This is a genomic window from Epibacterium sp. ABZ3_068, assembly GCF_056159265.1.
Genome location: NZ_JBSWUV010000001.1, coordinates 3,281,866 through 3,300,967, shown reverse-complemented (window position 1 = coordinate 3,300,967; position 19,102 = coordinate 3,281,866). Strand labels below are relative to the sequence as shown.

At 58.3% G+C, this 19,102-nt stretch carries 15 protein-coding genes; 3 read left to right on the top strand and 12 right to left on the bottom strand.

Features of this window, described 5'->3' with window-relative positions; translation table 11 throughout:
• Positions 1–10 precede the first annotated feature (10 nt).
• Positions 11–1,306: a citrate synthase gene (gltA, locus tag ACXAEW_RS15805; protein WP_474942231.1), complete on the bottom strand. Its 1,296-nt coding sequence runs from the start codon at positions 1,304–1,306 to the stop codon at positions 11–13.
• A gap of 129 nt (positions 1,307–1,435) precedes the next feature.
• Entirely contained in the window at positions 1,436–2,836 is a 1,401-nt protein-coding gene (gene gltX, locus ACXAEW_RS15800) for a glutamate--tRNA ligase (RefSeq protein ID WP_474942230.1), read from the bottom strand.
• A 92-nt stretch (positions 2,837–2,928) separates the two neighbouring features.
• On the opposite strand from gltX, the gene ACXAEW_RS15795 reads away from it, so the two are divergent.
• The gene (locus ACXAEW_RS15795) at positions 2,929–4,983 is read left to right on the top strand and encodes a ComEC/Rec2 family competence protein (protein ID WP_474942229.1); all 2,055 of its coding nucleotides are present in this window, start codon (positions 2,929–2,931) and stop codon (positions 4,981–4,983) included.
• Here ACXAEW_RS15795 and lexA read toward each other — a convergent pair.
• The 7 genes from lexA to ACXAEW_RS15760 form a co-directional block, all read right to left on the bottom strand.
• The gene (gene lexA, locus ACXAEW_RS15790) at positions 4,977–5,675 is read right to left on the bottom strand and encodes a transcriptional repressor LexA (protein WP_474942228.1); all 699 of its coding nucleotides are present in this window, start codon (positions 5,673–5,675) and stop codon (positions 4,977–4,979) included. The two genes, ACXAEW_RS15795 and lexA, sit on opposite strands and share 7 nt — an antisense overlap.
• A 137-nt stretch (positions 5,676–5,812) precedes the next feature.
• Positions 5,813–6,979: a molybdopterin molybdotransferase MoeA gene (locus ACXAEW_RS15785; RefSeq protein ID WP_474942227.1), complete on the bottom strand. Its 1,167-nt coding sequence runs from the start codon at positions 6,977–6,979 to the stop codon at positions 5,813–5,815.
• Entirely contained in the window at positions 6,980–7,450 is a 471-nt protein-coding gene (gene moaC, locus ACXAEW_RS15780; RefSeq protein WP_474942226.1) for a cyclic pyranopterin monophosphate synthase MoaC, read from the bottom strand. It abuts the gene before it with no gap.
• Between the two features lie 3 nt (positions 7,451–7,453).
• A complete protein-coding gene (trpC, locus tag ACXAEW_RS15775; protein ID WP_474942225.1) occupies positions 7,454–8,263 on the bottom strand; it encodes an indole-3-glycerol phosphate synthase TrpC in 810 nt (269 codons plus the stop codon).
• A gap of 16 nt (positions 8,264–8,279) precedes the next feature.
• Positions 8,280–8,930 (bottom strand): uracil-DNA glycosylase, encoded by a 651-nt coding sequence (locus ACXAEW_RS15770; RefSeq protein WP_474942224.1) that lies wholly within the window; start codon positions 8,928–8,930, stop codon positions 8,280–8,282.
• A gap of 62 nt (positions 8,931–8,992) precedes the next feature.
• Entirely contained in the window at positions 8,993–10,009 is a 1,017-nt protein-coding gene (gene trpD / locus ACXAEW_RS15765) for an anthranilate phosphoribosyltransferase (protein ID WP_474942223.1), read from the bottom strand.
• Positions 10,006–10,587, bottom strand: coding sequence for an anthranilate synthase component II (locus ACXAEW_RS15760; RefSeq protein ID WP_474942222.1), 582 nt, complete (start codon positions 10,585–10,587; stop codon positions 10,006–10,008). Before ACXAEW_RS15760 ends, trpD begins: the two co-directional genes overlap by 4 nt.
• A 195-nt stretch (positions 10,588–10,782) precedes the next feature.
• On the opposite strand from ACXAEW_RS15760, the gene ACXAEW_RS15755 reads away from it, so the two are divergent.
• Both ACXAEW_RS15755 and ACXAEW_RS15750 read left to right on the top strand, forming a co-directional pair.
• Positions 10,783–12,450, top strand: coding sequence for a divergent polysaccharide deacetylase family protein (locus ACXAEW_RS15755; RefSeq protein WP_474942221.1), 1,668 nt, complete (start codon positions 10,783–10,785; stop codon positions 12,448–12,450).
• A 186-nt stretch (positions 12,451–12,636) separates the two neighbouring features.
• The gene (locus ACXAEW_RS15750; RefSeq protein ID WP_474942220.1) at positions 12,637–14,514 is read left to right on the top strand and encodes a PhoX family protein; all 1,878 of its coding nucleotides are present in this window, start codon (positions 12,637–12,639) and stop codon (positions 14,512–14,514) included.
• Between the two features lie 96 nt (positions 14,515–14,610).
• Here the strand turns inward: ACXAEW_RS15750 and ACXAEW_RS15745 are convergent, their stop codons facing one another.
• From ACXAEW_RS15745 to ACXAEW_RS15735, 3 genes are all read right to left on the bottom strand, one after another.
• Complete coding sequence (locus ACXAEW_RS15745) at positions 14,611–15,303, bottom strand: hypothetical protein (RefSeq protein ID WP_474942219.1); 693 nt, start codon at positions 15,301–15,303, stop codon at positions 14,611–14,613.
• A 337-nt stretch (positions 15,304–15,640) separates the two neighbouring features.
• The gene (trpE, locus tag ACXAEW_RS15740) at positions 15,641–17,152 is read right to left on the bottom strand and encodes an anthranilate synthase component I (RefSeq protein ID WP_474942218.1); all 1,512 of its coding nucleotides are present in this window, start codon (positions 17,150–17,152) and stop codon (positions 15,641–15,643) included.
• Positions 17,153–17,167: 15 nt separating this feature from the next.
• Positions 17,168–18,997 (bottom strand): peptidylprolyl isomerase, encoded by a 1,830-nt coding sequence (locus ACXAEW_RS15735; protein ID WP_474942217.1) that lies wholly within the window; start codon positions 18,995–18,997, stop codon positions 17,168–17,170.
• Positions 18,998–19,102 lie beyond the last annotated feature (105 nt).

Sequence of the window (19,102 nt, the reverse complement as noted above, 5' to 3'; positions counted from 1 at the left end):
CCATCCGGAATTAACGGTTTTCGATGTCCACATAATCGCGCAGACCTTCGCCGGTGTAGAGCTGACGCGGACGGCCGATTTTCATTGTCGGATCGGAAATCATCTCTTTCCACTGGGAGATCCAGCCGATGGTGCGCGACAGCGCAAAGATCGGCGTGAACATGGAGGTCGGGAACCCCATCGCTTCGAGGATGATGCCCGAGTAGAAGTCCACGTTCGGGAACAGCTTCTTCTCGATGAAATAGGGGTCGTTCAGAGCAGTCTGTTCCAGCTCTTTGGCAACCTGCAGCAGCGGGTTGTCTTCGACGCCCAGCAGTTCCAGAACCTCATCCGCGGATTGCTTCAGAACCTTCGCACGCGGGTCGGTGTTTTTGTATACACGGTGACCAAAGCCCATCAGACGGAACGGATCATCCTTGTCCTTGGCGCGGGCGATGAATTCCGGAATACGATCGACAGTGCCGATTTCCTTGAGCATTTCCAGGCAGGCCTGGTTTGCGCCACCATGTGCCGGACCCCAAAGGCAGGCGATGCCAGCCGCGATACAGGCAAACGGGTTTGCACCGGACGAAGACGCCAGACGCACCGTAGAGGTCGACGCGTTCTGCTCGTGGTCGGCATGAAGCGTAAAGATACGGTCCATCGCGCGGGACAGGATCGGGTTGACCTGATAGTTTTCGGCCGGAACCGAGAAACACATGTGCAGGAAGTTCGCCGCGTAATCCAGATCGTTGCGCGGATACACGAAAGGCTGACCGATGGAATATTTATAGGCCATCGCCGCAATGGTCGGCAGCTTTGCAATCAGGCGGATCGCCGCAACCTCACGCTGCCACGGATCAGAGATATCGGTGGAGTCGTGATAGAAGGCGGACATGGCACCCACAACGCCAACCAGAGTTGCCATCGGATGTGCATCGCGACGGAAGCCACGGAAGAAGTTGTGCATCTGCTCGTGGACCATGGTGTGACGGGTCACACGGGTCTCGAAATCTTCGAGCTGAGCCGCAGTCGGCAGTTCACCATAAAGAAGCAGATAGCAGACTTCCAAATAGTGGGATTTCGCCGCCAGCTGGTCGATCGGGTAACCACGGTGCAGCAGCTCACCTTTGCCACCATCGATAAAGGTGATGGTGCTGTCGCAAGACGCTGTGGATGTGAAACCCGGGTCATATGTAAAGACACCTGCCTGGCCGTAAAGCTTGCGGATGTCGAGAACATCGGGGCCTAACGTCGGCGAGAAAATGGGAAGCTCATATTCCTGGTCATTCAAGAGGAGCTTAGCGGTTTTCTGTGTGTCGGTCATAGATGTCCCTTCCTGTTACAGGCACGGAATGAAAGAAGAACTTCATATTCCATGCGGGGCAACACCTGCGCGCCACCCGCGCAGGCGATGTGTTATAGGAGCGGGCTTACTCTCACGTTAAAGGAGAAATTATCCCGCTTTTTCCTGGATCCGGGCCAGCGTTTCGTCACGGCCCAGAACCATCATCATGTCGAAGACCGAAGGAGTGACAGCCCGTCCTGCCAGCACGGCCCGCAATGGGGCGGCGAGCTTGCCGAACTTGGTCTCATGCGCTTCGGCGAAGGCGTTCAGCGACGCCTCCAATTCGTCTCGCGTCCAGCTAGCACTTTGCAGATGCGGCGTCAATTCACTCAGTATACCGTCGGATACACTTTGGAGCGCTTTTTCAGCTTTTCCATCTGTTTCAATCGGACGGGACGTCAAGGCAAAGTGAGCCTTTTCAAGGAGTTCCGGGAAAGTCTTGGCACGATCCTTCAGGCAGAACATTGCTTTTTCCAAATTTTCCGACTGTACGTCACTCAGTTCGGGCTGATTGGCCGCAGCCAGATAGGCGACGATTTCCTGCCGCAATGCGGCGTCATCCGCGATTGCAATATGCTGACCACAGAGGTTTTCCAGCTTCTTGGTATCAAATCGCGCCGGGCTCTTCCCGATTCCATCCAGGTTAAACCACGCACGTGCCTGTTCGTCCGTAAAAAATTCGTCATCTCCATGGGACCAGCCCAGCCGCGCCAGATAGTTGCGCATGCCAGCCGCCGGATACCCCATGGCCTGATATTCCTGCGCTCCCAGGGCGCCGTGGCGTTTTGACAGTTTTTTCCCGTCCGAACCGTGGATCAGTGGAATATGCGCATAGACCGGAACAGGCCAGCCCATCGCGGTATAGATCATCATCTGACGCGCCGCATTGTTCAGGTGGTCATCGCCGCGGATCACATGGGTCACGCCCATATCATGATCGTCCACAACAACCGCCAGCATGTAGACCGGTGTACCGTCGGAACGCAGCAGGATCATATCATCGAGCTGTTGGTTCTTGATGGTCACATCACCCTGAACCTCATCCCTGATCACGGTTTCGCCATCCTGGGGCGCTTTGATCCGTACCACAAAGGGCGCATCCGGATGTGTTGCGGGATCCGCGTCACGCCAGGGAGAGCGATACAAGGTGGATTTCCCTTCGGCCTTTGCCTGATCCCGGAAGGCTGCGATCTCTTCCTGAGTGGCAAAGCACTTATAGGCTTTGCCCTCAGCCAACAGCTGATGAGCCACTTCGGCATGACGGTCAGCGCGTTCGAACTGGCTGATGACCTCTCCATCATGATCCAGCCCCAGCCAGTCCATCCCTTGCAGGATTGCTGCGGTGGCTTCGGGGGTAGAGCGTTCGCGGTCGGTGTCTTCGATCCGCAAAAGAAACTTTCCGCCCCGACCGCGCGCAAAAAGCCAGTTAAACAGCGCGGTGCGGGCGCCGCCGATGTGAAGAAAGCCAGTGGGAGAGGGGGCGAAGCGGGTGACAACCGGTTGGGACATGTCGGGAATTAACCTTTCGGAAACCATATGCGGCGAGCATTTCTGCCAGTGATTTTCTGCCTGTCTACCCACACGCTGTCGCAGGAGCAAGCATGCGGATTGCAACGGCCCTTCAACACTGCTGGTTTGCACAGGCGGGATATCTGTTTCCCTGGGCTGCCGTGTGTTTCGGTATCGGTATTGCCGTGTTTTTTGCCTGGCCGGTCGAGCCCGGCATTTGGGAGTGGTCCGCCGCTGCAACGCTGGCGGCTGCAAGCGGTGGCCTGTGGCGCTATGCCCGTGCTGTGGCCTGGGCGCTGATCCTCTGTACGGCCGGCTTTGGCGCAGCCAGCCTGCGCGCTCACTCTGTTTCCGCGCCTGTTCTGGATTTCCGCTATTACGGTCCGGTCGAGGGACGCCTGGTTGCAGTCGACCGATCCCAAAGTGACGCCCTGCGGCTGACATTGGATCAGGTTTACCTGTCGCGTGTTCCACAGGAAGAAACGCCTAAACGGGTGCGCATCGCCGCCCGAAATCTGGAGCGGGCCCCTGCAATCGGGGCTCGGGTCATGACCACCGCCCATCTTGCACCGGCGGGCGGACCCGTTGAACCCGGCGGATTTGATTTTCGCCGTCACCTTTGGTTTCTGGGCATAGGCGCGGTTGGATATACACGGGTTCCGGTGCTGCTGGCTGATCAGCCGGGGAGCGACCTTCCCGTGGCGCGGTTTCGCTCTCGGATAACGCAGGCTCTGCACGACAGGCTGCCCGGCGCAGGCGGTGCCGTGGCCGCAGCGGTTCTGACAGGGGATCGCAGCGGGTTGAGCGCCGAAACAATTGAGGATCTGCGCATCAGCAACCTGGCCCATCTACTTGCGATTTCGGGCCTTCATATGGGCTTGCTCAGCAGCGTGGTCTTTACAGCGGTTCGCTTTTCCCTGATCGCCGCCGGGCTGATTATGGGGCGGGACTTCCGCGCAAAGAAGGGCGCAGCCGTGGTCGCCCTCGGAGCTGCGACGGCCTATCTGATGCTGTCTGGTGGCAATGTCGCAACCGAACGCGCATTTGTCATGGCAGCCGTTGTCCTGGTCGCGGTTCTGTTGGGCCGCCGGGCCTTGACCTTGCGATCTGTCGCTCTTGCGGCACTGGTTGTCCTGGCACACCGGCCCGAAAGCCTTTTTGGTCCGGGCTTTCAGATGAGCTTTGCGGCGACCACCGCATTGGTGGCCGCCTTTTCAGTCCTGCGCGAACAGCGCCTGCCTCTGGGCCCCGGCTGGGCCCGCCCGGTAACGGCGCTGTTGATATCGTCTGCGATTGCCGGACTGGCCACGGCCCCCTTTGGTGCGGCGCATTTTAACACGCTGTCGCATTACGGTTTGCTGGCGAACCTGTTGGCTGTCCCGGTGATGGGGGGCGTGGTGATGCCATCCGCCGTTGCTGCTGTGGCGCTGATCCCGTTGGGGTTAGAGAACATCGCGCTCTGGGTGATGGTGCAGGGGTTGGAATGGATCCTTGCCGTGGCGCGCTTTGTCTCGGACCTGCCGTCGCCCCGAAGTTATGTACCACAGGCAGAGCCCGTGTCATTGGCCTTGGTTGCGATTGGCGGGCTGGTTTTATGCCTCTTGCGCGGCTGGGGTCGCATGGTTGGAGTTTTGCTTTTGGTGGCTGCCTTTGCACAATGGAGATCTGCCGAACGCCCCTATATTTTGGTGGCAGAGGACGGTGGCTTGATTGGGGTGATGACCGACAGGGGGCGGGCGTTGTCACGGGCCAAAGGCAGCGGGTTTGCCGCCCGGGTCTGGTTGGAAAATGACGGCGCACCGGTAACGCAGCAAGAGGCTGCAAGCCGCTGGCAGGACGGCCCATTTTCCGCGCTGAGAGGAAAACGCGCGGCCGAGGCTTTTGCCGGGTGCGGGTCTCATGTGCTGGTGGTCAGCAATCAGGCTTTGACCCGACCGGCCCCCGGTGACTGCCTGATCCTGGACCCAAAGATCCTACGCCAAACCGGAAGCCTGTCGATTGCCAAGACGGGGACAATAACCACCACGCGCAGCAAAACAGGGCTCCGTTTATGGAGCCCCCAAGATTGGTATAAATCAAAAGATCCGCTGGCCGGAGCTGTGATTGCGATCCCGCGGGACACTCACATCGCGCAGGCTGATCAGTAGCTGCGGATCAGCCCCACCAAACGCCCCTGAATTCGCACCATATGAGAGGGGTATTTCTGGGTTGGATAGGCCGGGTTTTCCGCCACAAGCTCAATCGTGTCACCCTTGCGCATGAACCGTTTCAGCGTGGCCTCCTGATCGTCAACCAGCGCTACGACAATATCGCCATTGTCTGCATGCGAGGTCTCACGGATCACCACAACATCGCCATCATTGATGCCCGCATTCATCATGGAGTCGCCTTTGACCTCAAGCGCAAAATGCTGACCCGAAGAAGACAGCATTGCGGTCGGCACAGCCACCTGATGCGAAACCTCGCTGATAGCAGAAATCGGCACACCCGCTGCAATACGTCCCATAACCGGCAGTTCGATGGCACCGGACATCATGACCTCAGCCGCGCGTGACTTTTCGGCGGTGTCTGGCTTCCCGTCGTCGATGACCTGCGGGGTTGCCACCTGCGCGTCACCGCCCATGCTTTCCGGCAATTTGATAATTTCAATGGCACGGGCACGATGGGCAAGACGACGGATAAAGCCGCGCTCTTCCAGCGCGGTGATCAATCGGTGGATGCCCGATTTGGAGCGCAAATCCAGTGCGACCTTCATTTCGTCAAAACTGGGCGGGACACTATCGCGCTGCAGACGTTTGTGAATGAATTCCAGCAAATCCAACTGCTTCTTCGTGAGCATCTGCGCCTCGCCTGTTTGTCACTGTCGTGTTTTGTTCTACGCATGTTCCTGTTTTGTGTCAACCGCGAAGCCGTGGACAAAACAGAAAGCCGCCCCGGGTTGGGACGGCGCATCCGTGCGTTTGTGATCACGACAAGTCAGATCGCCAGATAGGCAACCGATGTCCCCGCATCAAGCGGTTCACCAAAAGGCGGGCGGATCAGAAGGGCGTTGGCCTCTGCCAAAACAGATAACAGCGCGCTGTCTTGTCTGGCACAGGGGGTAATACCTTCGGACGTCACAACGGCGCGCATGTAATGGGCGCGCGGGCCGTTTTCCGAGACGGGCACCAGCAAGGGCGCGGATTTTAACGGCGCATCCGTGGGCAGGCCCAGCATATGTTCCACCATCGGTTTCAGGAACACATGGCCACAGACCATAGCCGAGACCGGATTGCCGGGCAGGCCAACCATAGCCGCGTCGCCCATCCGACCGCCCATCAGAGGTTTACCGGGGCGCATGGCAACCTTGTAGAAGGATTGCTCCATCCCGAGATCCTGCGCGACCTGTCCCACCAGATCATGGTCCCCAACAGAAGCGCCCCCAATGGTCACCACCAGATCAGCGCCTTCGGCCAGCTTGAATGCCGCCTCGAGGACAGGTTTCTGATCTCGCGCGATTGGCAGAATGCGGGCCGTTGCACCAAGACCTTCCAACAGCGCCTTCAGGCCAAAGGTATTGGAGGCGATGATCTGATCGGGGCCGGGGGTATCTCCGGGCATGACCAACTCATCTCCCGTAGACAGCAGCGCAATAACGGGCTTGCGCCGCACCGGTACGGTGGCGATGTTCATCGCCGCGAGCAGGGCAATATCCGCAGATGCCAGACGTTTTGGAGCCGCAACCACATCGCCGGTTTTGAAATCACCACCGGCTGGTCGGATATTGTCGCCACCGGGTTGGTCCAGGATGGTGATCAGGCTGCCCTTGCGGTCTACATCTTCCTGAATAACGACAAAACTTGCCCCCTCGGGCACCGGAGCACCAGTGAAGATCCGCACCGCCTGACCCGCGCCAACGCGCCCTTCGAACCCGTGACCGGCGGCGGCTTCACCAATAACCTTGAACATGGCATGAAGTTCAACCTCAGCCTTGTTGACCGCATACCCATCCATGGCAGAAGCCGCAAAAGGCGGCTGGTCCCGATTGGCGGTCAGATCCTCTGCCAACACCCGGCCCGCGGCCTCGGCCAAGGGGACATGTTCAATTTCCAGCGGGCTGACGAGGTCCAGAAGATGGTCCAGAGCTGTGCTGACTGAAATCATCTACGCCTCATACCGACCTGACTTTCCACCATCTTTCAGCGTGACGCGGATGCCTCCGATCTCCATTGCCTTATCGGCGGCCTTGCACATGTCATAGACCGTCAATGCGGCGGTGGAGACGGCGGTGAGCGCCTCCATTTCAACCCCGGTTTGGCCGGTTGTTTTGACGGTGGCTTCGATCTGGACGCCGGGCAGGTCAGGATCAAGGGTCAGCTCAACCGCCACTTTGGTCACCGGAAGCGGGTGGCACAGGGGGATCAGATCGGGGGTCTTTTTGGCCCCCATGATCCCTGCCAGCCGCGCCACGCCCAGAACGTCACCCTTTTTCGCACGCCCGTCAGATATGATGTCAAATGTGGCTTGCGCCATTTTGACAAACCCTGCCGCTGTTGCGATACGCGATGTCACGGCTTTGTCCGAGACATCCACCATATGGGCGTCGCCTTTTTGGTCGAAATGGGTGAGGCTCATGGTTCAGGCCCCCGGCCGGGCGGGGTTGGCCAGCAGATCATGAGTTGCTTTGGCCACATCCTCCTGACGCATCAGGCTTTCACCGATCAGGAAGCTGCGCGCGCCATAACGCGACATATCCGCCAGATCCGCTGGCGTAAACAACCCGCTTTCGCAGACGATGGTGCGGTCGGCGGGTACTTGTTTTGACAGGGTGCGCGTGGTGTCCAGCGTTGTCTCAAAGGTTTTCAGATTGCGGTTGTTGATCCCCATCAGGGGTGATTTCAGTTCGCAGGCGCGTTCCAGCTCTTCGGCGTTATGCACCTCCAGCAGCACATCCATTCCCCATTCAAAGGCGCAGGCTTCCAGCTCGGCCGCTTGGGCGTCTGAGACGGATGCCAGAATGATCAGGATACAATCCGCATTCAGCGCGCGGGCCTCTGCCACCTGATAGGTATCATACATAAAGTCCTTGCGCAGTGCAGGCAGGGAACAGGCAGCGCGAGCCTGCACCAGGAAATCTTTGGCGCCTTGAAAACTCGGCGTATCCGTCAGCACCGACAGGCATGCAGCGCCGCCGGTCTCATAGGCCTGTGCAATTGCGACGGGGTCAAAATCGGCGCGGATGAGACCTTTGGACGGGCTGGCCTTTTTCACTTCGGCAATCAAACCGTAACCATCGCGACTGGCGGCAATCAGGCGATCCGCAAAACCACGCACGGGATCGGCGGCCTTGGCCTTGGCTTCGACCTCGGCCAGAGGAGTAGCGGCCTTGTCGGCGGCGACCTCTTCGAGCTTATAGGCTTTGATTTTGTCCAGCACATTTTCAGTCATGGCGCGGCCTTTCGGATTATTGGCTCCAGTCGATGGGCGGGTGCCCCTGTTGGGTAAGCCAGTCGTTCACGTTTGAAAAGGGGCGAGAGCCGAAAAAGCCGCGCCGCGCGGAAAGCGGCGAGGGATGCGCGGTTTTCAGGATCAGGTGGGTTTCGCCGGTGATGAATTTAGCGAGCTTCTGTGCCGTGTTGCCCCAGAGAATAAAAGCGGTGGGGCGGGCTGAGCATTGCTCCAGAATCTGGTGCACCAAAGGGGCCCAGCCGAGCCGTTTGTGACCATCTGCCTCACCTGCGGGAACCGAGAGCGCGGTGTTGAGCAAAAGCACACCCTGTTTGGCCCAGCCCCGCAAGTCTCCATTGGGTCGACTTATGTGAAGATCGGCCTCTAACTCTTTGTAGATATTCCCCAAAGAGCGCGGGAGCGGGCGAACATCCGGTTCCACCGAAAAGGCCAGCCCATGGGCGTGCCCCGGGGTTGGATAAGGATCCTGCCCCAGGATCACAACGCGGGTTTCTTCGGGCGCGGTATAGTCCAGCGCGGCAAAACGTTGTGGGTTGGGTGGCAGGATCTGGCGATGGTCTGCCTCCAGAGCGGCCTCAATCCGGGGCCAGTCCGTTTCGAAGAACGGCAGGTGAGACCAGGCGGCGGGAAGCGTGTGGGGTTTCATCAATGCAAGGGCCTTTGCGCCTCTGGTCAGATCAGGGGGCAGATCAGGACCAGAGGATGGTGTTATACGGCGGAGGTCAGCGCTGCGAGCGCCTCCACCTTGGATTTAGCAGCTCCACTGTCGATGCTTTCCTTTGCAAGATCAACACCTTCAGAAAGGGTGCTCACCTTGCCTGCAACCACAAGAGCCGCAGCCGTGTTGAGCAAAACCGCGTCGCGATAGGCGGAGGTTTCGCCGGCCAGAAGAGCCCGAAACGCCACGGCGTTCTCTTCTGGCGTGCCACCGACAATGGCCTCGAACGGGTGGACCGGCAGCCCGGCTTCTTCGGGGTGCACTTCAAAATCAGTGACAGCGCCAGCGTCCAGACCAGACACCCAGGAGGTCCCGGTAATTGTCAGTTCATCCGTGCCATCGGAGCCATGCACCAGCCAGGCTTTTTCTGATCCCAGGGCCAGCAAGGTCTCGGCCATGGGGCGGATCAGATCGCGGTTGAAGGCACCGGTCAGCTGGCGGGTCACACCGGCGGGATTGGTGAGCGGGCCGAGAATGTTGAAAATCGTCCGCGTGCCAAGTTCCTGCCGGGTTGGCATGACGTGGGCCACAGCCGGGTGGTGAACCGGCGCCATCAAGAAGCCGATTCCGACCTCGTTGATAGCACGTTCCATCACAGAAGAGCCCGCCATCACGTTGATTCCCATCTGAGATTGCAGATCGGCGGTGCCAGATTTCGAGGACAGGTTTCTGTTGCCATGCTTGGCAACAGAAACGCCTGCGCCAGCCGCAACAAAGGCAGTCGCCGTCGAGATGTTCAGGGTGTTTTTGCCATCACCGCCGGTGCCAACAATGTCCATCGCGCCCTTGGGTGCGGTAACGGCGTTGCACTTGGCACGCATAACGGCGGCGGCGGCAGCGTATTCCTCCACCGTTTCACCACGTGTGCGCAGGGCCATCAGCAAGCCACCGATCTGGCTGGGGGTGGCTTCGCCTTCGAACAGAATACCAAAGGCTTCTTCGGCTTCAGCCCGGGTCAGGGCGCGGTCGGCGGCGGCACCGATCAGGGGTTTCAGCGCATCGCTCATGCCGGCACCTTCATGTCCGCCAGGAAGTTCTTGAGCAACGCATGCCCATGTTCAGACGCAATGGATTCCGGGTGAAACTGAACGCCGTGAATCGGCAGGTCCTTGTGCTGAAGCCCCATGATGGTGCCATCTTCCAGCTCAGCGGTGATTTCCAGACACTCGGGCAGGCTTTCACGCTCCACCACCAGCGAGTGGTAACGGGTGGCCTCAAAAGGGGATGGCAAACCTGCAAACAGGCCTTTTCCGGTGTGTTTCATCGTGCCCATCTTACCGTGGACGATCTCATGACAGCGCACGACCTTACCGCCAAAGGATTGGCCGATGGTCTGATGGCCCAGACAAACCCCCATCAAAGGGGTGCGCGTTTCGGCTGCTGCTTCGACCATGGCAAGGCAAATGCCGGCCTGATCGGGATCACAAGGCCCCGGCGACAGAAGGATCGCAGCAGGGTTCATCGCCATGGCTTCTTGGACGTTCAAAGCGTCATTGCGGTGAACCTGAACATCCGCGCCCAGCTCGCCCAGGTAATGGACAAGATTGTAGGTGAAAGAATCATAGTTGTCGATTAGCAGCAGCATGGTTCGCGGCCTCGTTTTTGGCTGGCGGGCAGGGGGCCCACCGCAGTATAGTTGTTCCAACATAGATGTTCAGGGATGCGCGGCAGCGTCAAGGGCAGTTGCGGTTGCCCACGCTGCATAAACGGTGCAAATGCCGGAAAAACGGCAGTACCATGGTTGCACACCCTGGCGGTACAGACGAGAGGCGAGACAGGTATGCGGGGATTTTTAGGAGGCGTTGCAATTGGCGCTTTGGTCTCGGGAATGGGGGCGGCCTTGGTGTCCTTGGCGGTCCCATTCCCAAAATCAATCGATGTCGCCAGCGAAGACCCGCTTGGCGTGACGCAGCCCGACGTGGCAACGGGGGATAGCGACGCGCAAATATCGCAGGGCCTTTTTACCGGCGATGCAGACCTGGTCGAGGCGGCACCGGTTGCGCCGAAGGATCCAAACGCAAGAGGCAACACAGCCGGTTTGGATCAGGACGCTCTGGAACCGGCACGCAAACCCGCAGTGACCGAAGAGACAACAGCCCTGAAACTAACGGACACAGCGCCCCGTCAGGTGCAAATTGTCCCTGAGACAGCTCCGCCGAACCTCCCATCCGCAGACAGTCTGCCTGCGCCTGACGTCCCGTTGGACGAGCTTGCCCCCATTGTGGAAACCACATCCGCTCCGCTGCCGGAAAATGAGCCCGAGGCTATTGTGCTCGAAGAGGATCCCATTACCGAAGCACGCATAGATGCGGTGATTGAGGACACCCCTTCCGAAGAGACCGTGTCTGAGGAACCTGTGGCAGGTTCAGATCATGCAGAGCCGGATCAGACAGTGGCACTACCAGACAACGTCTCAGCAGAGGATGCTCCAGTTGATGTTGCTCTCGAAGAGAGCCCAGAGGCTCCGGCCGCTGCCGAAAACACAGAAGATCCAAAACCGACGCCGCCCCAGATTGCGTTAAATATCCCTGCGATTGCTGCGCCGGAACTGGCGACTGGACTTCCGGGGCTGACGCTGCCGCAGGTCTCCGATCGTCCCGAAACACAGCGCCTTCCCGAAGAGACCGAGGAACTGGCGCAGGAAACAACTGGCGAAAACCGGCCCCGTATCGGAAAACCCGGTGCTCAGCTGGCCACGCAGGGAAGCACTGAAACACAGGAAAGCACTGAAACACAGGCGGAGGTTTCCCAGGCTGACGCCGATTTGCCCGCCTATGTTCGCAACGCAGAAGAATTCATTGCGTTGGATGATCGGCCGTTGATGTCGATTGTGTTGATTGATGCAGAAAAGAGCATTGGCGCAGAGGCGCTGGTTGACTTCCCCTATCCGCTGAGCTTTGCAATCCGGGCCGATGACCCAGACGCACAGAAGAAAGCCGCAGCGCATCGTGCGGCTGGATTTGAAGTTTTGATGTTGGTGGATCTCCCACGCGATGCGGCCCCCAAAGAGGCCGAAACCGCGATGGAAGTCTGGGCGCCGAAACTGCCGCAAGCTGTCGGCATTTTGGAAGGCGTCGACACCGGGTTTCAGGGTAACAGACCTCTGAGCGATCAGATGGCAGCCTTGTCCGGCGCCCGCGGATACGGTCTGGTAACACAGGCAAAAGGTCTGAACACGGCGCAGAAACTGGCGCAACGTGATGGGGTTCCCTCTGCCGTTGTGTTCCGAGATTTTGACGGCGCCGGCCAGGACCCCCGCGCGATTCGCCGGTTCCTGGATCAGGCCGCCTTCCGGGCCGGCCAGGAGGGGGCCGTGGTTATGTTGGGCAGGCTGCAACCAGACACGATTTCCGCGCTGTTGTTGTGGGGGCTTCAAGACCGCGCCAGCCGGGTTCAACTGGCTCCCGTGTCCGCCAGCCTGCAAACCGGGCCGTCCGCTGAGCAATAGGTACAAGAGCATATATGGGCCTCCCCGCATGAAAGTGCCCGTTTTGGCGGCGCTCACGCAAAGGGGGGCACAGCCGTTGCACCCCTGTGCAGAATTGGGGGGCTGACCTCTGCGCCCGTCATAAAAGTTACGCATGGGAATTGTAGGTGAAGCGCACCCAGTTCACATTTGCCAGGGGAAGTACAAATGGCTGATAAACGCGTAGACCTATCTTGGGACGAGTGGGACGAATTGAACGACCCACGTCCAACCGAAAACGAATTTGACCGTGTTGTTGAAACCGCTCTGAGCCGTCGCGGCTTTCTGAGCGGCATTGTGGCCTTTGGCTCTGGCGCAGCTGTAATGGGCACCGGTGCTCTGTTGTCCTCAACCGCCGAAGCAGCCACCTCCAGCCGTTTTGCGTTCAAGCCGATCGAGATCGCAACCGATGCAACCGTTCACGTTCCGGAAGGCTACACCTGGGACATCCTGACCCGCTGGGGTGATCCGCTGTTCTCGGACGCGCCGGAATTCAGCCACGAAACCGGTGGCGACGACGTGTCTGACCGTATCTTTGGTGAGAACACCGACGGCATGGAGCTGTTCGAAATTGGTGGCAAGCAGGTGATCGCTGTAAACCACGAATACCTGAACCCCAAGCTGAACTTGCCGAAAAACGAAGACGGCAAACCGACATCGGCTGCTGAGGTGAAGAAACTGCAGAACCTGCAGGGTGTCACCGTCATGGAAGTGGAAGAGACTGATGCAGGTTGGAAAGTTGTCGTCGACAGCCCCTATAACCGCCGCATCCACCACAACACACCGATGCGTATTGCTGGTCCGGCAGCTGGCCACGACATGCTGAAAACACCGGCCGATCCAGAAGGTATCGAAGTTCTGGGCACCATGAACAACTGTGGTTCGGGCAAGACCCCTTGGGGCACCTACCTGACCTGTGAAGAAAACTTCAACGGCTACTTCGGCTCCACCGACGCAGCATTTGAACAGACGCCTGGTTTCAAGCGTTACGGCATCAAAGGTGAGAGCCGTTACGACTATGAAAAATTCGACGCGCGCTATGACCTCGCGAAAAACCCGAACGAGCCGAACCGTTTTGGTTACATCGTTGAAATCGACCCGACCAACCCGGACAGCAAGCCAGTCAAGCGCACCGCACTGGGTCGTTTCAAGCACGAGAACGCCGAAGTTGTCATCGCCAAAGACGGCCGCGTTGTTGTCTACCTCGGCGATGATGAACGTGGCGAATATCTCTATCGTTACGTCTCTAACGACGTTTACCAGCCGGGTGGCGACACCGAAAACCTTCTGAACGAAGGCACGCTTTATGTCGCGAAATTCCACGATGACGGCAAAGGCCGCTGGCTGCCGCTGACCCCGGAAACCACCGGCATGGATGAAGTTGAAATCTACATCCACACCCGTATGGCGGCTTCCGCTGCCGGCGGCACCACCATGGACCGTCCTGAATGGGTTGCAGCCAACCCGATCTCGGTTGAAGCCTATTGCGCGCTGACCAACAACAAGAACCGTGGCGTCAAGCCGAACGCCGGTGGTGATGACACCTCGCCGAACGCAGTGAACCCGCGTGAAGCCAACAACTATGGTCAGATCGTACGCTGGAAACCGGCGGATGCGAACTATGCCGCCGATACGTTTGACTGGGATCTCTATGTCATGGCCGGCAACCCGAATGTGCATGGTGACGAATATGCGGGTTCTGCAAACGTCCACCCGGGCAACATGTTCAACTCGCCGGATGGTATGGCGTTTGACACCTCGGGCCTCCTGTGGATCCAGACCGACGGCAACTACAAGAACGAAGGCGACTTTGAAGGTCAGGGCAACAACCAGATGCTGGTTGGCGATCCTGTAACCGGCGAAATCGTGCGCTTCATGACCGTACCTTACGGCGCGGAAGTTACCGGCCTGTGCTGGTCTGCGGACCGCCGCTCGATGTTTGTTGGCATCCAGCACCCGAAAGCACCGTTCCCGGACGGCGAGGGCAAACTGGCGCGCTCTTCCGTTGTTGTTGTAAAACGCGAAGATGGCGGCCTGATCGGCTAAGCCCCTGTTAAAAATGAACGAAAGCTGCGCCCTTTGGGGGCAGCTTTTTTCATTTGGGGAACAGAAACGGCGCGGCGCCTTTGGGCTGGCGTTGATTTATTTAATATCTTTGCCTTTTAATCGCCGTGCACACAGACCCAAAGCGCCCAGAGCGGCCAGCAGCAGCGGCGCTGTCATTGGCAGAGGTACGGGTGCGATTTGCGAAGAACCGGGCGGGACGTTTTGGTCCGTAACGATAGTACCACCAGTCGATCTACCGCCCCCTCCGGTAAACGTAAAAGGCGTTTGGAACGGAGATCCGGAAGATCCAAACCCATCGGAAGATGAACCACCCGATTGTCCATTTCCAGATGTCGAAGATCCAAAGCGCTGTACATTGAACGCATCAAAGAACTGCTCAGCAGCAGGAAGGGGAAGGTCATAGCTGTTCCAAAGCGCGGGATTGATCAGTGGCGCAACCCTTGGGAAGTTCGGAACGTTGACCCCGAAGCCGTTTCCACCCGAAAAGCCTTCTAGGTTTACCGAAGCCAGAGCAAAATCAGTACGTTGGGACGGGCCGCCCAAAGGTGCGCCTGTACGAAATGACAAGTCTGGTTCCCAAAACGGCAGACCTGCGATGGGATCGTTCGCAAATTGAAAAGACAGGGGTTCAATGTTTGTCAGTTCTTCAAACGCCAGTTCGCTGAACGTTCCAAATGCAATAGCTGTTGGAAACACCGCCAGAACAAATGTCGAGACGAACCTAAATCGCCCTTTAGTCTTTCGTTGATTTCTGATCCAGAACTTCACCCAACACTCTTCTTTTTTAACGAAACATTTGCGATTTGAGCTCTATTTTTTTGCAAACAGATGCCTAAATGACACTTTAATAAAATCGGCAGCAACTCAAGAAGAATATGACATTCTCGTGAATGCAGCCCGAAACCATGCCGTCTGTGGGTTTAATCACAGTGACCTTGGTCTATTGTTTCAAATTTGGGTAAATATATCCCTAATGCATCCGGTCAGCGCATCACGTGGTTCTACCCGATCTGTTACGGTGTTTCAGAGACAGGCACCGCAGCCGAGCAGATAGAAACGAAAACCTGCAACCGCTCGGGTTGCAGGTTCAGCGTGGACGTTTTCTTTAGGAATTTCCGCCGCGGGTAAAACGCGCCGCATCCTCAGCAGCGCGGCGGATGGCGTTGGATTTGTGAACGGTTTCCATATATTCAGCCTCTGGATCGCTGTCATAAACAACACCACCACCGGCCTGGATATAGAGTTTCTGATCCTTCACAATTGCTGTGCGCAGGGCAATACACATGTCCATATCACCGCCAGCTGAGAAGTAACCGACACCACCACCATAGACACCGCGTTTTTCAGGTTCCAGCTCGTCAATGATCTCCATCGCGCGGACCTTGGGCGCGCCGGATACAGTGCCCGCAGGCATCCCGGCAAAAAACGCATCCAGCGCATCTTTGCCTTCGTCCAATTCGCCCACCACGTTTGAAACAATGTGCATGACATGGCTGTAGCGTTCTATGATGAACTCTTCAGTGGGTCTGACGGTGCCGATTTTGGCCACACGCCCCACGTCGTTACGCCCCAGGTCCAAAAGCATCAGGTGTTCCGCCAGCTCTTTCTTGTCTGCCAGCAGATCCAGCTCATTCGCCTTGTCCTCCTCGGGGGTTGCGCCACGGGGACGGGTGCCGGCAATGGGGCGGATCGTCACCTCATTGCCAAAGACCCGAACCAGAATCTCGGGTGAGGCACCAACAACCTGAAAGCCGCCAAAGTTAAAGTAGAACATAAAGGGCGAAGGGTTGGTACGGCGCAGCGAGCGATAAAGCGCAAAAGGCGGCAGTGGGAAGTCATGAGTCCAGCGTTGGGCCGGCACAACCTGAAAGATGTCGCCCGCGCGGATATATTCCTTCGCTTTTTCAACCGCTTCCATATAGCCCGATTTGGTGAAGTTGGAGACAGGCTCGCCCACGTCGCGGCTGTCGCCCAGATCGCGGGTGGCGTCGGGCATGGCGCGTTCCAGATCACGTACCGCGTCCATCACCCGCTCAGACGCCTGCGCATAGGCCGCACGCGCCGATTGCTCGGCGTTAGCCCAGACCGGAGAGACCACGGTCACTTCGCCTTTGACACCGTCCAGAACGGCAATCACTGACGGGCGCATCATCACCGCATCGGGCAGGCCAAGCGGGTCCGGGTTCACATTGGGCAGAACCTCCACATGGCGCACCATGTCATATCCAAGGTATCCAAACAGACCAGCGGCCGCCTGGGGCAAGTCTTCGGGCAGGTCCATTTTGCTTTCGTCAAGAAGCGTCCTCAGATTGTCCAGCGGGTTGCCGTCCTGACGCGTGAAAGCCTCGTCGTCAAAACGGGCTGTGCGGTTCAGCTCCGAAAATTCCCCACGTGAGCGCCAGATCAGATCCGGTTTCATGCCGATGATGGAATAGCGTCCGCGCACCTCGCCACCGGTCACGGATTCCAGCATAAACGCGTCCTTTTGCGCACCGGTGAGTTTCAGCATCAGCGAAACAGCAGTATCCAGATCCGCTGCAAGGCGGGTATACACAACCTGATTTTCGCCCACTTCATAAGCGCTTGCGAAGTCTTTGTATTCGGGTGTCAGAGCCATTTTGGGGTGCCCTTATCAGTAGAAGTTGGCCTGAACAGCCGCAAGCGCCTGTTGGTTAACCGTGGGCTCTGCCCGTTGCAGCAAGTCGTTTGCATAGGCTTCAAACAGGGCCTGTGCCAGCGATTGGTCGAGCTGGTTGCTGATCGCATCAGCCAATGTGGTCAGATCATCATTCTCTGCCGGGGGCAAGATTTCATCCAGACGGACGACAGCGGTGTTTTCGTCACCGGTGACCACGCGCAGATCTCCCACTGCCATCTCAAAGACCTGGTTCATCAGATCCGCCGGCGTGTGATCCAGATAGGCGGTACGGGTCAGGCCTTCTTCGGTCTGGACCTCCGCGGTCTCAGGAAAGTCCTTGCTCTCCTCAATCTGTGCCACCAGATCCTCGGCCTGTGCGGCCAGAGCGCTGGCCACGCGATCCGCGTTCCAGGCCGCCAGCACTGCATCGCGCGCGTCTTCGAACGGTTCCGGACGGGGGGCCAGAACCTCATCCAGACGCAGGGCATAAAGGCTGCCATCTGCAAGGAAATCTACGGTCGGAAAATCATCCACAGTGACCGAGCTGGCCCGGTTGCGGAAGCCATCATAGGCCGCGATGTCGTCTTCGCTGGTGGCGGTCCAGTTGATGGTACCCAGCTTCAAACCGTCGCTTGCAGCGACTTCTTCAAGTGTGACGCCACCGGCCAGAAGATCTTCGATGTCCTCGCTGCGGGCCTCGATCAGGCGGCGGGCGCTGTCGCCGGCCAGTTCACGGCGCAATTCGTCGCGTACGTCATCCAATGCAGTGCTGCGCGCTTCGAGGATGCCATTTACACGGTAGAGCGCCGGCCCAAGGTCAGAGGGCAGGGGGCCTACGACCTCACCGGTCTCGGCGGCAAAGATGCCGTCGCCCGCTTCGCCCAGATCCTCAAGGGTCACGTCCCCCAGATCGACATCCCCCAGAGACAGGCCACGCGCGGCCACAAGACCTTCAAAGATGGTGCCGCCCAGATCCAGTTGGGCCTTGGCGCTTTCGGCTGCGGCCTGATCTGCAAAGACGAGACGCTCGACCAGACGACGTTCCGGCAGTTGATAGATATCCGCCCGGTCGTCGAACGCCGTTTGCAGCGCGCTCTCTTCGATATTGACGTCATCCATCACCATTTCGGGGTTCAGCTGCACATAGGTGATAACCTTGGTTTCCGGCAGTGTGAAATCTGCGATGCGCTCATCATAAAACGCCTTCAGCTCTTCGTCGGACGGGGCGATCTGCGGCAGGATCACGTCTTCGGGCGACAGCACAACATAAGAGAAGCTGCGGCGTGCGCCCACATAATCCAGCAAGGTGGTTTGCATGACGGAAGGCATCTTGACGCCGGAAATCACAGCGCCCTGTACCAATGTACGTGCGGTTTCCTGACGAATATCGGCCTCGAAGTCCCGTTCACTGAGACCCGCGTTCTGAAGCGCAAAGGCATAGGCCTCGCGGTTGAACTGCCCGTCAATGCCCTGAAAGGCCTGAATATCGGCAATCTCACGTTGCAGGTTCTCATTGCCGGTGGATACGCCGATGCGGGAGACTTCATTGTCGATCGCGGCGACCGAGATCAGGCGGTTCAGAACCGCACGGTCGATCCCAAAGGCCACCATTTGCTCCATGGAGAAGGCCTGACCGGACTGTGCCTGAAGGCTGCGCTGTTCCTGTTGCAGGGCGCGGCCATAGTCGTTGATGGAGACTTCCTTGTCACCCACGGTGGCAACCGCTGTATTGGAGCCGGTAAAGCTGACCGCACCAAAGCCAGCAAGGCCCAGGATCAGCATCCCCATAAGGACCCAAACGAATGTCTTAGATAGTTGTTTCATGCCTGCCGCCCTGATGGCCAAAGTTCTGTTCTGTGCCGGTTGCAAGGCGCAAACATGCCTGCATCTCCTGCACATCTGTGGTTCGTCGTCCTGAATACGCTGACA

Excerpts from the sequence above, each read along its gene's own strand:
- gltA (WP_474942231.1), bottom strand. The coding sequence starts at position 1,306 with ATGACCGACACACAGAAAACCGCTAAGCTCCTCTTGAATGACCAGGAA.
- gltX (WP_474942230.1), bottom strand. The coding sequence starts at position 2,836 with ATGTCCCAACCGGTTGTCACCCGCTTCGCCCCCTCTCCCACTGGCTTT.
- ACXAEW_RS15795 (WP_474942229.1), top strand. The coding sequence starts at position 2,929 with ATGCGGATTGCAACGGCCCTTCAACACTGCTGGTTTGCACAGGCGGGA.
- lexA (WP_474942228.1), bottom strand. The coding sequence starts at position 5,675 with ATGCTCACGAAGAAGCAGTTGGATTTGCTGGAATTCATTCACAAACGT.
- ACXAEW_RS15785 (WP_474942227.1), bottom strand. The coding sequence starts at position 6,979 with ATGATTTCAGTCAGCACAGCTCTGGACCATCTTCTGGACCTCGTCAGC.
- moaC (WP_474942226.1), bottom strand. The coding sequence starts at position 7,450 with ATGAGCCTCACCCATTTCGACCAAAAAGGCGACGCCCATATGGTGGAT.
- trpC (WP_474942225.1), bottom strand. The coding sequence starts at position 8,263 with ATGACTGAAAATGTGCTGGACAAAATCAAAGCCTATAAGCTCGAAGAG.
- ACXAEW_RS15770 (WP_474942224.1), bottom strand. The coding sequence starts at position 8,930 with ATGAAACCCCACACGCTTCCCGCCGCCTGGTCTCACCTGCCGTTCTTC.
- trpD (WP_474942223.1), bottom strand. The coding sequence starts at position 10,009 with ATGAGCGATGCGCTGAAACCCCTGATCGGTGCCGCCGCCGACCGCGCC.
- ACXAEW_RS15760 (WP_474942222.1), bottom strand. The coding sequence starts at position 10,587 with ATGCTGCTGCTAATCGACAACTATGATTCTTTCACCTACAATCTTGTC.
- ACXAEW_RS15755 (WP_474942221.1), top strand. The coding sequence starts at position 10,783 with ATGCGGGGATTTTTAGGAGGCGTTGCAATTGGCGCTTTGGTCTCGGGA.
- ACXAEW_RS15750 (WP_474942220.1), top strand. The coding sequence starts at position 12,637 with ATGGCTGATAAACGCGTAGACCTATCTTGGGACGAGTGGGACGAATTG.
- trpE (WP_474942218.1), bottom strand. The coding sequence starts at position 17,152 with ATGGCTCTGACACCCGAATACAAAGACTTCGCAAGCGCTTATGAAGTG.
- ACXAEW_RS15735 (WP_474942217.1), bottom strand. The coding sequence starts at position 18,997 with ATGAAACAACTATCTAAGACATTCGTTTGGGTCCTTATGGGGATGCTG.